This is a genomic window from Corynebacterium sp. LaCa117 (assembly GCF_046717765.1).
Classification (GTDB): Bacteria; Actinomycetota; Actinomycetes; order Mycobacteriales; family Mycobacteriaceae; genus Corynebacterium; species Corynebacterium kefirresidentii.
In genome coordinates this window covers 1,995,022-2,007,653 of record NZ_CP177102.1, presented here as the reverse complement: position 1 = coordinate 2,007,653, position 12,632 = coordinate 1,995,022, and the positions used below count along the sequence as shown (strand labels likewise).

At 60.1% G+C, this 12,632-nt stretch carries 13 protein-coding genes; 10 read left to right on the top strand and 3 right to left on the bottom strand.

Going from position 1 to position 12,632, the window contains the following annotated elements; all coding sequences use genetic code 11:
• Positions 1–4 precede the first annotated feature (4 nt).
• The 3 genes from ACLI1L_RS09815 to ACLI1L_RS09805 all read left to right on the top strand — a co-directional run bounded on the left by ACLI1L_RS09815 (position 5) and on the right by ACLI1L_RS09805 (position 2,915).
• Positions 5–904 carry a glycosyltransferase family 2 protein gene (locus ACLI1L_RS09815; RefSeq protein WP_086587977.1) on the top strand — a complete coding sequence of 300 codons (900 nt, stop codon included), beginning with the start codon at positions 5–7 and terminating at the stop codon, positions 902–904.
• Between the two features lie 100 nt (positions 905–1,004).
• Positions 1,005–2,099 carry a sugar phosphate nucleotidyltransferase gene (locus ACLI1L_RS09810; RefSeq protein WP_086587978.1) on the top strand — a complete coding sequence of 365 codons (1,095 nt, stop codon included), beginning with the start codon at positions 1,005–1,007 and terminating at the stop codon, positions 2,097–2,099.
• A gap of 567 nt (positions 2,100–2,666) precedes the next feature.
• Positions 2,667–2,915 carry a WhiB family transcriptional regulator gene (locus tag ACLI1L_RS09805; RefSeq protein WP_005528147.1) on the top strand — a complete coding sequence of 83 codons (249 nt, stop codon included), beginning with the start codon at positions 2,667–2,669 and terminating at the stop codon, positions 2,913–2,915.
• A gap of 80 nt (positions 2,916–2,995) precedes the next feature.
• On the opposite strand, the gene ACLI1L_RS09800 is transcribed toward ACLI1L_RS09805, so the two are convergent.
• On the bottom strand, positions 2,996–3,466 hold the full coding sequence (locus tag ACLI1L_RS09800) for a metallopeptidase family protein (RefSeq protein WP_023020761.1): 471 nt from the start codon (positions 3,464–3,466) through the stop codon (positions 2,996–2,998).
• 95 nt (positions 3,467–3,561) lie between these two features.
• Here ACLI1L_RS09800 and ACLI1L_RS09795 point away from each other — a divergent pair, with 95 nt between their 5' ends.
• Positions 3,562–4,029, top strand: a complete 468-nt coding sequence (locus ACLI1L_RS09795) for a DUF3499 domain-containing protein (RefSeq protein ID WP_086587979.1) — start codon at positions 3,562–3,564, stop codon at positions 4,027–4,029.
• Positions 4,030–4,083: 54 nt separating this feature from the next.
• Positions 4,084–5,451, top strand: coding sequence for a phosphomannomutase/phosphoglucomutase (locus ACLI1L_RS09790; RefSeq protein WP_340439817.1), 1,368 nt, complete (start codon positions 4,084–4,086; stop codon positions 5,449–5,451).
• Here ACLI1L_RS09790 and ACLI1L_RS09785 read toward each other — a convergent pair.
• Entirely contained in the window at positions 5,448–6,803 is a 1,356-nt protein-coding gene (locus ACLI1L_RS09785) for an FAD-dependent oxidoreductase (RefSeq protein WP_411707463.1), read from the bottom strand. The genes ACLI1L_RS09790 and ACLI1L_RS09785 overlap by 4 nt on opposite strands.
• Before the next feature lie 251 nt (positions 6,804–7,054).
• Here ACLI1L_RS09785 and ACLI1L_RS09780 point away from each other — a divergent pair, with 251 nt between their 5' ends.
• From ACLI1L_RS09780 to ACLI1L_RS09765, 4 genes are read left to right on the top strand one after another with little or no spacing between them, the layout of a single operon-like run.
• Positions 7,055–8,731, top strand: coding sequence for a nitrite/sulfite reductase (locus ACLI1L_RS09780; RefSeq protein WP_411707462.1), 1,677 nt, complete (start codon positions 7,055–7,057; stop codon positions 8,729–8,731).
• A complete protein-coding gene (locus ACLI1L_RS09775; protein ID WP_023020766.1) occupies positions 8,728–8,979 on the top strand; it encodes a hypothetical protein in 252 nt (83 codons plus the stop codon). The genes ACLI1L_RS09780 and ACLI1L_RS09775 overlap by 4 nt, the downstream gene beginning before the upstream one ends.
• 9 nt (positions 8,980–8,988) lie before the next feature.
• The gene (locus ACLI1L_RS09770; RefSeq protein ID WP_086587983.1) at positions 8,989–9,675 is read left to right on the top strand and encodes a sirohydrochlorin chelatase; all 687 of its coding nucleotides are present in this window, start codon (positions 8,989–8,991) and stop codon (positions 9,673–9,675) included.
• Positions 9,669–10,718 (top strand): sulfite exporter TauE/SafE family protein, encoded by a 1,050-nt coding sequence (locus ACLI1L_RS09765; RefSeq protein WP_086587984.1) that lies wholly within the window; start codon positions 9,669–9,671, stop codon positions 10,716–10,718. The genes ACLI1L_RS09770 and ACLI1L_RS09765 overlap by 7 nt, the downstream gene beginning before the upstream one ends.
• Before the next feature lie 111 nt (positions 10,719–10,829).
• On the opposite strand, the gene cobA is transcribed toward ACLI1L_RS09765, so the two are convergent.
• Positions 10,830–11,567: a uroporphyrinogen-III C-methyltransferase gene (gene cobA / locus ACLI1L_RS09760; protein ID WP_411707461.1), complete on the bottom strand. Its 738-nt coding sequence runs from the start codon at positions 11,565–11,567 to the stop codon at positions 10,830–10,832.
• A 41-nt stretch (positions 11,568–11,608) separates the two neighbouring features.
• Here cobA and ACLI1L_RS09755 point away from each other — a divergent pair, with 41 nt between their 5' ends.
• Positions 11,609–12,631, top strand: a complete 1,023-nt coding sequence (locus tag ACLI1L_RS09755) for an exopolyphosphatase (protein ID WP_411707460.1) — start codon at positions 11,609–11,611, stop codon at positions 12,629–12,631.
• Position 12,632: the final 1 nt, after the last annotated feature.

The following is a 12,632-nucleotide window of genomic DNA, read 5'->3' as shown; positions in this document are numbered from 1 at the left end:
GCTTGTGACTAAGCTCGTGGCCATTGTGACTACTCCAACTCAACTCCCTCTGGCCGTGATCACCGTGACTTATAGTCCCGGACAATACCTCGGTAGTTTTTTAGACTCCCTGCCGAGTGCGTACGCCCGCGGCACCAAGGTGGTGCTTGCGGATAATGGCTCTACCGACGGTGTTCCCGAGGCTGCCGCCCGCGAGCGCGCCGGGGTAGATTTCCTCGATACCGGCGGGAATATCGGCTACGGCGCTGGCATGAATGCCGGTGCCCGCTTTGCCCGCGAGCGCGGCGGAGTAGATGAGGAATTTTTCCTGATTTCCAACCCGGATGTTGCTTTTAGACCGGGATCTATCGATCGGCTCATCGAGTGTGCCCGCCAGTGGCCGGACGCCGCGGCCGTGGGCCCGCGCATAGTAGAGCCGGACGGCACCAATTACCCCTCTGCGCGTGCCGTGCCCACCGTAGCGACCGGCATTGGGCACGCCCTCTTTTCCTCGATCTGGCCCTCTAATCCGTGGTCGCGCGCTTATCGCAATGAAACCGATATGACTACGCAGCGGCCGGCTGGTTGGTTATCTGGTTCCTGCCTTCTTGTGCGTTGGGATGCTTTCGAGGCCATCGGCGGATTTGATGAGCGTTACTTCATGTACCTCGAAGATGTAGATCTAGGCGATCGCTTCGCGCGTGCCGGCTACCAAAACATTTTCTGCCCAGAAGCAGTCATCAGTCACGCCAAGGGACATTCCACACAAGCGCACGCCGGCGCCATGCTACGCGCTCACCACAACTCCGCCTATCGCTTCCAAGCAGACCGCCACCCCGCCTGGTGGCAGGCCCCATTGCGTGGTGCACTGTGGCTGGGGCTGCGGGTGCGTGGGTTAATTGCCTCGGCATCGGCAGGTTCTTAGGCCGCGGTGCGCGTGCCGTTGACCTAGATTGCGCTTTTAAGCTCTACACTGTCCCTCAGAAAATCACCGAATAAAACTGTCCGCATACATAAGGAAGACTATGACTGAAGCAGTCACCACCCACGGTGCCAGCACGGATGCAGTGATTCTCGTTGGCGGTCGCGGTACCCGCCTGCGTCCACTAACCATCGGTACACCGAAGCCGATGCTGCCGACGGCCAACTATCCGTTCCTGCAGCATCTTCTCGCCCGCATCAAGGCCGCCGGCATCGAGCACGTGGTCATGTCTACCTCATATAAGGCTGAGGTCTTTGAGGAGTACTTCGGCGACGGTTCGGACCTCGGCCTGGAGATTGAGTACGTGGTGGAAGAGACCGCACTCGGTACCGGCGGCGGTATCCGTAATGTCTACGACAAGCTGCGCAATGACACCGTCATGGTCTTCAACGGCGATGTGCTGTCCGGCATGGACCTGGAGGGAATCCTCACCACGCACCATGACAAGGATGCCGATGTCACCATGCATCTGCTCAACGTGGCTGATCCTCGGGCCTTCGGCTGCGTGCCTACCGATTCCAATGGACGGGTAACCGCCTTCTTGGAAAAGACTGAGGACCCGCCGACCAACCAGATCAACGCCGGCTGCTACGTATTCAAGCGTTCGGTCATCGAGTCTATTCCGGCCAATCGCGTCGTCTCTGTCGAACGCGAGACTTTCCCGGGACTGCTGGCAGAAGGCCGCCTCGTCGTCGGTCACGTGGACAACTCCTACTGGCGCGACATGGGCCGCCCAGATGACTTCACTCGCGGATCGTCGGACTTGGTGCGCGGCATTGCGCCTTCCCCGCTGATTGAAGGCAAGACCGGCGAGTCGTTGGTGGATCCTTCGGCCGGCATCGCTGGTGGCGTGCTGCTGCTGTCCGGTACTGCCGTGGGCCGTGGCTCCGAGGTAGGCGCCGGATCTCGCCTCGAGGGCACCGTCGTCTTCGATGGCGTGCGCATTGAGCCAGGTGCCATCATTCATAACTCCATTATTGCCTCCGGCGCTCATATTGGCGCCAACGCGGTCATTGAAAACTGCGTCATTGGCGAGGGTGCCCACATCGGAGCGCGCTGCGAGCTTCTCGACGGCATGCGTGTCTTCCCCGGCGTTTCCATCCCGGACGCTGGAGTGCGTTTTAGCTCCGATGCTTAACGCTCCTGCCGTGGGCTAGGCACTGCGATAAGTCCAACCAGGACAGGCCGAACTGAGGACAATGCGTCTTTGGTTCGGCCTTTTTCATGCGGAATTACTCAGTCCGTCCTTCTAAGGTTGCCACCATAATGCGAAATCTGTGCAGCGTTGCTGAGTACGTAGATCCCTTCTTTGAGAGATTGTGCGCGCGACACGCCGGAATTTTCTGAAAATTGTTGACAGAAAAACGGGGTACCACTACATGTAGTACCCCCTACCCACACCCCCGGTGGGGCGTAGTTGTTACAGATGTGACGTGTGGGGATCGTGTGCTGCGTTTTTGCTGAAAAGTGCGAAGAAGCCACTAATTCGGGTTGACGATATTTAGTGATCCGGTGTGAAATTACATCAGTGAAAGAAACAGCGGCCGACGCCGTTACTTCCACACCGGCCCGGCGGGGTTACCCAAAGGGAATGTGGTGTACGGTCGGTTGCACTGATTAGAATTACCCAACCTCGGAGAAAGGAAAAGGCGTGGACAAAATGGCTAATAACAACGCCATTCTCCGTGGCGGTGCTGCTGCAGAGATGTCACTCGATGAACTCTTCGGTGCCGTCGAGCAGGAGTGGCAGGACCAAGCGCTGTGCGCACAGACGGACCCTGAAGCATTCTTCCCTGAAAAGGGAGGTTCTACCCGTGAGGCTAAGCGCATTTGCCAGGCCTGCGCGGTGCGTGATGAATGCTTGGAGTACGCGCTGGAGCACGACGAGCGCTTCGGTATTTGGGGCGGGCTTTCGGACCGTGAGCGCCGCCGCCTCAAGCGCGAGATTGGATAATTAAGGTGTCCAGAAAGGCCCCGGGCAAGCACATGACGTGCGGCCCGGGGCCTTTCTGCTAGGTCATATCGTGAAGGTGGCTACCAGCTATAGCGTGGATCCACTTCCTCCGGATCCAAGTTGAGATAATTCGCCACGAGCGCGGTAATAACCGTACCTAGAAGCTCAGAACGCTCGGACGGGGTGGAAGCGCGCTGCTCGATGGGCATGCGGAAAATGACCAACCGGGCGCGCGTGGGGTGGCCTGCGGAGTCTACGCCGGCAGGAACCACGCGCCCGAGGGGGACCGGCCCATCGGCGATAATCTCATCCGGGAGCACGGTCATATCGGGTGAGAGTCGCATGCGCGGAATGGTGTCTACGGCTAGGTCGAGGCCACGCAATTGCGGGGCGAAGGAGTTTTGGATGGGGGCATAGGCCTCCAAGACGGCCATGTCGAAGTGCTCGCGCGCGCTGCGGTAGCGCGGGGTCTGCTGGGGGAGGAGGGGTCCGCGCATGCCGTGGCCGTGTCGGTCGCGGGCGGGGCGGATATGCGGGCGAGCGGCGGTCATGCCCTGATTCTAAGTCGCAGGTGGTCTGGATTTAGCGGAGCCACGCCGGGGCGAAGACTATCTAAATCTCAACTAAGGGTTTAGACTTATGCGCTGTGACTATTTCTCGCCATTGCTCCCGCCCAGGCTGCGGCCGCCCCGCCGTGGCGACATTGACCTATGCGTACGCGGACCAGACGGCCGTGGTCGGCCCGCTGGCGGAAGAAGAGAACCCGCACAGTTGGGACCTGTGCGCCACGCACCGCGATCGCATCTCGGCTCCGGTGGGCTGGGAGCTGGTGCGCGTCGATCGCATCGAGCTGGATGAGGAAGACGATTTGATGGCCCTGGCAGAGGCGGTCAAGGAAGACGGCCGCGTGACCACCGGCTTGGTCGATGACGGTAGCGCCGGTTCGGGGGCAGACCCTATCGACTATTCCGCGACCTTTGATGGCGCTGACCCAGCTAATTCGAATCACCCGGTCTTTCGTACCCGTCGCGTGGCTTATGCCAAAAAGGCCCGCCGTGCCCACCTTTCGGTTGTACCCGATGAAACAACGCCGGCGGAATCGGAACTGGACTGACACGGACCCCGCAGTGCGGTAGTTTCCCTGCGGGCGAGAGTACTATTGCTGGGTATGCGAACTCGTGAGCAGCTTGATGCAGTAATTAAGGCCTATGACGTCCGTGGCGTGGTGGGCGAAGATATCGATGAAAACTTCGTGCGCGATACGGGCGCTGCGTTTGCCGCCATCTTGCGTGAGGAAGGCGAAAATACCGTGGCCGTCGGCCACGATATGCGTCCCTCCTCACCGTCTTTGGCGCGCGCCTTCGCTGAGGGTGTGACCTCGCAGGGGCTCAATGTGACCCTGTTGGGGCTGACCTCTACCGACGAGCTTTACTACGCCGCTGGTTCCCTGGAGTGCGCGGGCGCTATGTTTACCGCCTCCCACAACCCAGCCAAGTACAACGGAATTAAGCTCTGTCGTGCCGGCGCAGTGCCTGTGGGCCAGGAGACTGGTTTGGGGCAGATTAAGCAGATGCTTATTGAAGGCACCCCGGAGTACACCGGCACTGAAGGTGCGATTGCAGAGCAGGAGATCCTGGCTGGCTATGCGGACTTCCTCCGCAAGCTGGTGCCGTTGGAGGATTCCAAGCCTCTCGTCGTGGCTGTAGATGCCGCCAATGGTATGGGTGGCCACACCGTGCCGGCTGTCTTCGATGGCCTGCCTTTCGAGGTTCGCGATTTGTACTTCGAACTTGACGGTACCTTCCCGAACCACGAGGCTAATCCGCTGGACCCGAAGAACCTAGTGGATCTGCAGAAGTTCACCGTGGAACAGAAAGCCGACATTGGCTTGGCGTTCGATGGCGATGCGGATCGCTGCTTCGTCGTGGATGAAAAAGGCCAGCCGGTTTCCCCGTCTGCCATTTGCGCGTTGGTGGCAGGGCGCTACTTGGATAAGTTCCCCGGCGCTACCATCATCCACAACTTGATTACCTCTAAGACCGTGCCGGAGCTCATCAAGGAAAAGGGCGGCACCCCAGTGCGCACCCGCGTGGGTCACTCCTTCATCAAGGCCCAGATGGCTGAGCACAAGGCCGCCTTCGGCGGTGAGCATTCCGCGCACTATTACTTCCAAGAGTTTTGGAATGCTGATTCCGGCATGCTTGCCGCTATGCACGTGCTGGCAGCGCTCGGCCAGTCCGATAAACCGCTGAGCGAGCTCATGGCAGAATACTCCCGCTATGAAGCCTCTGGTGAGATCAATTCCACCGTGGAGGACCAGAAGGCCGCTACCCAGGCAGTGCTGGATGAGCTGGCGGATAAAATTGAGTCCGTCGATGAGTTGGATGGTGTGACTGTCGAGCTCAAGGGAACCGAGGCCTGGTTTAACGTACGTGCCTCCAATACGGAGCCGCTGCTGCGTCTTAATGTGGAGGCAAAGACCGCCGACGAGGTTCAGTCCATCGTCGACGAAGTCCTCGCCATCATCCGCCGTTAAACCTCGGCGCGCGAGTGGGAGACCATGTCCTCCCACTCCACGAACTTCTTGCGTTCGCGGCCCTCGCGTTCGCCCAGTGCGCGCTCGGCCGCGTCCAAACGCTGCCAGTCCTGCCACGTCAGGTATTCGATTCCCCGCTCGCTAAGAACCTCGGTGATATCTGCGGCGCTGAAAGGGGAGGGGAGGGTGCCGGAGGCGGCGTCGGCAAGCAGCATGCCAATCGTTTCCGTGGCATCGGACTTGGTATTGCCAATGAGCCCCACTGGCCCGCGCTTAATCCACCCGGTGGTGTACAGGCCCGGAACTACTTCGCCGGCCGCATCGATGACATGGCCGCCATCATTATTGATGACGTTTTTGTCCTCGTTAAAGGGCACGCCATCGACTGCATCGGAGCGGTAGCCGGTGGCGAAATAGACCGCCTGGACCGGCCACTCGGTGAACTTCCCGGTACCGTGCACGTTGCCATCTCCATTAAGGGCGGTGCGCTCGGTCTTAATCCCGCTGACTTTGCCGTCCTTACCCATAATCTCCACCGGCTGCTCAAAAAGGTGAATCTGCAGGGTGTGCGGTGCCTTTTTCGGATCGCGGATAGCGTACTGCTCGAGCACCTGGCACACCAAGTCAGTGGACTTGCTTTCTTGGCGCGCGGTTAGCGAAGCCTCGTCATAGTCAATGTCTTCGGGGGAGACCACGACATTAATGGACTCGGAATGGTCCAGCTCCTTGAGCTCCTGCGGGGTGAACTTGGCCTGAGCCGGGCCGCGGCGGCCGAAGACGCGCACAGTCTCGGCCTGGTTCTGGGCCAGGGAATCGTAGACATTATCGGGGATTTCGGTCACCTTGAGCTCGTCACCGGTCTTGGACAGGATGCGGGAGACATCAAGGCCCACGTTACCCACGCCGATGACTGCAACCTCCTTGGCAGAAAGATCCCAGTCCCTCTCGAAGCGCGGGTTGCCATCGTAGAAGCCCACGAACTCGCCGGCACCATGTACGCCGTCGAGGTCCGCGCCGGGGATATCGCGGTGGCGGTCGCCCACGGCGCCGGTGGCAAAGATCACGGCATCATAATGCTGCTGCAGCTCATCGACGGTGATATCCCGGCCGATGTGCACGTTGGTCAGCAGGCGAATCTGCTCCGTATCGAGTACGCGGTGGAGGGATTTAATGATGCCTTTAATGCGCGGATGGTCCGGTGCTACGCCGTAACGGATGAGGCCAAAGGGGGCGGGCATCTGTTCAATGAGGTCAATCTGTACCTCACCACCGGTCTTTTTTACCAAGATGTCGGAGGCATAGATGCCGGCCGGGCCGGCACCGATAACGGCTACTTTTAAGGGCTGATTCATGCTACGCGAATGCCTTTCTCTTTCCTGCGGGGCTAGACCGCTGGGTTCATTTTCTTTGCCTTATTCTTCTGGCAATTGAACCGTCTGGTCTAGGTTGCGGCAAGGCTATGAATTAGTTTCTAAAAATATTCTGACTTTTGTGCAGGTTATGGCGATTTTTACTTGAAAATAAAAAAGACCGCTTTGTCTGCCTGATTTAGACAGGTAGGTTGTCTTTCAATACTTAGGAAAGGCAGGTTGAGATCTACACCATGACCACCGCGACTAATACCAAGCGCACACCCCGCGCCAAGAAGCCCGAAGGCCAATGGAAGATTGACGGTACCAAGCCCCTCAATAACGATGAGGTAATTAAGCAGGAGGATGGTGGGCTTTCTGCCAAGCAGCGCGTCATCGATATCTATTCCAAACAAGGATTTTCCTCGATCCCTTCTGATGACCTAGCTCCTCGGTTCAAGTGGTTGGGCCTTTATACCCAGCGCAACCAGAACTTGGGCGGCGAGATGACCGCTAAGCTTTCTAACGCTGAGCTGCAGGATGAGTACTTCATGATGCGCGTGCGCTTCGATGGCGGCCGCGCCGATCCTGCCAAGCTGCGCGCCGTGGGTGAAATCTCGCGCGATTATGCCCGCTCCACCGCGGATTTTACCGACCGCCAAAATATCCAGCTGCACTGGATTCGCATCGAGGATGTCCCCACCATTTGGGACAAGCTTGAGTCGGTGGAGCTGAGCACGCTTATGGGGTGTGGCGACGTGCCCCGCGTTATCCTGGGCTCGCCTGTCGCGGGCGTGGCAGAGGACGAGATTATCGATGCCACCCCGGCCATTGAAGAGATCAAAAATACTTACCTGCCGCGTGAGGAGTTCCATAACCTACCGCGCAAATTCAAAACCGCCATCTCTGGCAACTCCCGTCAGGACGTCACGCACGAGATTCAAGACGTCGCCTTCGTAGGCGTGAATCATCCGGAGTACGGCCCCGGATTCGATTGCTTTGTTGGCGGGGGCCTTTCCACTAACCCGATGCTCTCGCAGTCCCTTGGTGCATGGGTTCCCCTAGAGCGTGTGCCTGAGGTGTGGGCCGGTGTGGTCGGCATCTTCCGTGACTACGGCTTCCGCCGTAATCGTAACCGCGCCCGCCTGAAGTTCTTGGTGGCTAAGTGGGGCATTGAAAAGTTCCGCCAGGTGTTGGAAGAGGAATACCTAGATAGGCCGCTATTGGATGGCCTTCCGTTGGAGGTTGAGTCCGGCTCCCGCGATCATCTTGGTGTGCACCGCCAAAAGGACGGCAAGTTCTACGTGGGCGTGAAGCCTACCGTGGGCCATGCCACCGGCGAACAGCTCATCGCTATCGCAGACGTGGCTGAGAAATTCGGGATTAGCCGTATTCGCACTACCCCGATGAAAGAGCTGCTTTTCCTCGACGTCGATGAAGAGGACATCCCGAGCCTATCCCGTGCGCTCGACGAGACCGGCCTGTATTCCCAGCCATCCGAGTTTCGTCGTGGCGTCATCTCCTGCACTGGGCTGGAGTTTTGCAAGCTCGCGCACGTGACCACCAAGGCCCGCGCCATCGAGTTGGTGGACATCCTGGAAGACACCCTGGGTGATCTGGATGTGCCGATTTCGATCGCGCTTAATGGCTGCCCCAACGCCTGTGCGCGTTCGCAGGTATCAGACATTGGCCTGAAGGGGCAGATTGTCACTGATTCCGAGGGCAACCGCGTCGAGGGTTTCCAGGTCCATCTAGGCGGCGCCCTTGGCCTGTCTCCGGACTGGGGCCGCAAGCTGCGTGGCCACAAGGTCGTGGCCGATGAGGTGCCTGAGTACGTCATTCGCTTGGTCAACAAATACAAGGAACAGCGCGAGGAAGGTGAGCAGTTCCGCCACTGGGTCTTGCGCGCAGCTGAGGAGGACTTGCAGTGAATTTTCGCCGCCAGCCCAATCCCAACCGCAACCATCCCAGCTTCTGCCCGTATTGCGCCGGAACCGACCTCTTTCCGGACGAGGAAGACGACTTTGCCTGGAAATGCCAGGAATGCTTGCGGATTTTCTCCGTGCGTTTCCACGGCCAGGACGATGCCCCGGTAGCTCCTGCACCGGCCGTGTCCTCCAACGAAGCACTGAAGCGCTCGCTTGCCCGCCGCGGCCACACCACGGCGCCAAAGGCTTAAGGATGCCCCATGCCCGCACTCATTACCCTGTCTCACGGTTCACGGCATCCGGGTGCTGCGGCCGGAATTGAGCGTTTGACCCAGGCCACGGGCCTGCGTCCAGCTCGTGCGGCGCACCTGGAATTCAACGAGCCCGACCTCACCGCGGCCGCGCTCGAGCTTGCCCAGGTGGGGGAGACCGAGGCAATTGTGGTTCCCCTGCTTTTCACCCAGGGTTACCACCAGCGCGTTGATGTTCCGCGCGCGCTTGCCGCAGCCTCCCAGACCTCACACTTGTCCCTCCACCTCGCCGCAGGCCTCGGCACTGGCGAGGACCTCGCCCATGTGCTCGCCTCACGTACCCGGCCCGGCGACGCCCACGTGGTCATCTATTCCGTTGGTTCTTCCGATTCAGCGGCGAATGATGCCATCCGTGAGCTCGCCCACCGCACCTTCGCGCTCACCGGCGTACCCGCGACGGTGGAATTTGCTACCCGTGGTGGTCGCGAGGGGATCGTGCGCCTGTGCCGCGAGCATGCGGCACCTAAGCGCGTGCGCGTCATACCGCTCTTTGTCACCGAGGGGCTGCTCCTAGACCGATTGGCGGGTGTTCCCGCGACCGTTGAACACCCGCTCGGCACTGATCTTTCAGGCCTCGTCGCAGACCGTTTTCATCATGCACGCCGCGGCGCACAGGAGGTATTCGCGCCATGCTAACTCTCATTCTTATCGCCCTCGCCGGCGCGGCCGCCAACCTCGTGGACGGTGGCATCGGCATGGGGTTCGGCGTCACATCTACCACGATGCTGCTCCTTGCCGGCCTAGGTCCCGCGCAGGCCTCTGCCGTCGTGCACACCGCTGAGCTTGGCACCACTGCCATTTCCGGTTTGAGCCACGCACGCTTCGGCAACGTGGACTGGAAGACGGTGGTCCGCCTTGGCGTCCCCGGCGGTATTGCCGCGTTTGTGGGGGCCACGTTGCTTTCGAATATTTCCACTGCCGCTGCCGCACCGGTGACCGCACTCATCCTGGTAGGCATAGGTGCCAACCTCATCTGGCGGTTCGCTCAGCCACGCCGCCGCGGTTCCGCCTACAAGCGCTCGCATTCCACTCCGTTTCTCGCTGGCCTTGGCCTGGTGGGCGGATTTGTCGATTCTACCGGTGGCGGTGGCTGGGGTCCCGTGTCGACCTCCACGCTTATGGCCATCGGTCGCGAGCAGCCGCGCCGCATTGTGGGCACGGTCAACGCCGCCGAATTCCTCGTGACCTTGGGCGCTACCGCGGGCTTTATCGTCGGCCTTTGGCACGACATTGTCGGCAACCTTGCCGCCGTTATCGCGCTTCTCATCGGCGGCGCCATCACTGCTCCCATCGCTGCGTGGCTCATCTCTCGTATCAACCCGGTCCTGCTTGGTGGATTGGTGGGCACGGCCATCGTAGGGCTTAATATCAGCAAGGTTATCGGCGGCGCCGAGACCTACTTTGGCTGGTCAGTGCCATCAGCAGTTACCTGGGTAGTCATCGCCGTCGTGGTCGCTGCTGGTGTGGCCGCTACAGTTTGTGGCACGCTGCGCACCAGGCGTGCCCGTGCAGCGGAATTGGAAGCAGAAAACGCTGAGGAAGCCGCCCACGCAGACTTTCATACCCCGGATTACCCAGAGCGTGTCGCCGCCGCCCATCACTTCCACGGTTCGCGCAGGTCAGGTGTCACCATCGTGCAGGATAAGGCGCCCGAAAGCCCCGCCTCGGACCGAATGTAGCGCATCGACTGCAGCCTTTGGCCAGGCAATAGACCAAAGTTCGGCTGCAGTAGGCGGAACGCGGCCGAAAGTGGGGTTAGGGCTTATGCGAGTCTTGCTACCCTGAACCCGCTAGAGGCCGGCCACCTCGCCGATGACATAGACCGCCGGCGAGGAGATATCGTGCTCTGTCATCGTCTGCGCCAGTGTGGCCAAAGTGCAGCGGTAAGCGCGCTCGGTAGAAAGCGTGCCTTCTTGGATGATGGCGCAGGGGGTGGAAGGGGAGAGGGAGGCTGCAATAAGCGTGCTAGCAATCGCCGGTGCATTCTTAACCCCCATAATGACCGCCAGCGTGGCGCCAGAACGGGCGAGAGCTTCCCAGTCCACCAAGGACTTCTCGTGGCCGGGTGGTAGATGCCCGGAAACCACCGTGAAGCCGTGGACGATGCCGCGCTGAGTTACCGGAACGCCAACGGCTGCGGGAACGGAAATAGCTGAAGTTACGCCCGGAATGACCGTGGTGGGAATCGAGGCTTCCGCCAGCGCTTGAACTTCCTCAAATCCGCGCCCAAAGACGAAGGGATCGCCACCCTTAAGGCGGGCTACCTTGCGGCCAGAGCGGGCATGAGTGATGAGCAACTCGTTGATCTTTTCCTGCGAGATTGACTTCTTATAGGGGAGTTTAGAGACGTCAATGAGCTCTTTGGAAGAAATATCACACAACCTATCGAGCTGCGCCGTAGGTCCCAGGTGATCGGCGAGAATAACCTCTGCATCCTGCAAGGCGCGCATGCCGCGTACGGTAATGAGGTCCCACGCGCCGGGGCCGCCGCCAATGAGGGTCACGGGATGGATCTGTGCGGAAGTCATGGGACTCCATCTTAGTGGGTGCCCGACTATGCTTAAGCCACATGGATACCGGTAATTATGATGCCGAAACCGTGCGCTTTTTTGATGTCGCGCACGAAGGCGCTCAAATCCGCCTACTGGCCGGAGAAGTGGAGCTTTGGAGCGAGGCGCTCCGCGGGCTTAATCCTCGCTCGCTGGTCATTATCCCCACCGATGCGATTGCCAGGGAAGCCGCCCACTTGGGTGTCGGCCTTGCAGAGCCGCTGCGAATCCCGCTCGTCGTCACCGAATCGCTCCCGCGTTACGTGGGAGCATTGGACGTGGTTGTTGTCGTAGGCGAGACCGGCGAATGCGATTGGGCTTCGCGCGCATTAATTGCCGCCAGCCAGCGCGGCGCCACCACCGTTTTGATTGGCCCGGCCAAGGGCCCGCTCGTGGAGGACTGCCCGGACGATACCCTCATCGCCCCCCGCCTACCTACGGCAGAGGGCAGTTCGCCCGCTCGCAACATCGCCGCACTGCATGCTCTGTGCTGCCTGCTCTACCAGGACCCGACCGCGGTGAAAGAGATCCTGGAGGATCTTGCTGCAGCCGTGGACCGAGAACTCGCGCAGCTTTCCCCTGAGCGCGATGCCACTACCAATCCGGGCCGCCAACTGCGCGAATTTATCGAAGGCGCCCGCATCATCCACTCCTGCGTGCTCGACCCTTATTCCTTTTCTGAGCGGCGTGAGCACGTGCAGATCGACGCCCTCGTCGCTCGTATGGCTGCGACCATCTGGGCGGTGCATGGCCTGCCGAGCGCTTTCGTGGACCCTGCGGAATTGCGACGCGCACTCGACCGAGATTCCGGTAGCTCCCCAGCAAATGATCTCTTCTTTGACCCCTTCATTGATGGCGATGGCACTGCGGATGCTTTGGTACCCTTGAAGGTGATTTTCTGGGGGCAGGAAGAGGCGAACCTGCCCAACTCGCTTGCAGTCCGCAGCATTGACCCGGAACCGGGCCTCGGGCATCTTGCCCGCTCACTGCAGCTAATTACGCGGAGTTTTGCCGCGACCGCCTACGAGATTTCTAAAGGATAGA

Coding starts and splice junctions, on each gene's coding strand:
- ACLI1L_RS09810 (WP_086587978.1), top strand. CDS start 1,005: ATGACTGAAGCAGTCACCACCCACGGTGCCAGCACGGATGCAGTGATT.
- ACLI1L_RS09805 (WP_005528147.1), top strand. CDS start 2,667: ATGTCACTCGATGAACTCTTCGGTGCCGTCGAGCAGGAGTGGCAGGAC.
- ACLI1L_RS09800 (WP_023020761.1), bottom strand. CDS start 3,466: ATGACCGCCGCTCGCCCGCATATCCGCCCCGCCCGCGACCGACACGGC.
- ACLI1L_RS09790 (WP_340439817.1), top strand. CDS start 4,084: ATGCGAACTCGTGAGCAGCTTGATGCAGTAATTAAGGCCTATGACGTC.
- ACLI1L_RS09785 (WP_411707463.1), bottom strand. CDS start 6,803: ATGAATCAGCCCTTAAAAGTAGCCGTTATCGGTGCCGGCCCGGCCGGC.
- ACLI1L_RS09780 (WP_411707462.1), top strand. CDS start 7,055: ATGACCACCGCGACTAATACCAAGCGCACACCCCGCGCCAAGAAGCCC.
- ACLI1L_RS09770 (WP_086587983.1), top strand. CDS start 8,989: ATGCCCGCACTCATTACCCTGTCTCACGGTTCACGGCATCCGGGTGCT.
- ACLI1L_RS09765 (WP_086587984.1), top strand. CDS start 9,669: ATGCTAACTCTCATTCTTATCGCCCTCGCCGGCGCGGCCGCCAACCTC.
- cobA (WP_411707461.1), bottom strand. CDS start 11,567: ATGACTTCCGCACAGATCCATCCCGTGACCCTCATTGGCGGCGGCCCC.
- ACLI1L_RS09755 (WP_411707460.1), top strand. CDS start 11,609: ATGGATACCGGTAATTATGATGCCGAAACCGTGCGCTTTTTTGATGTC.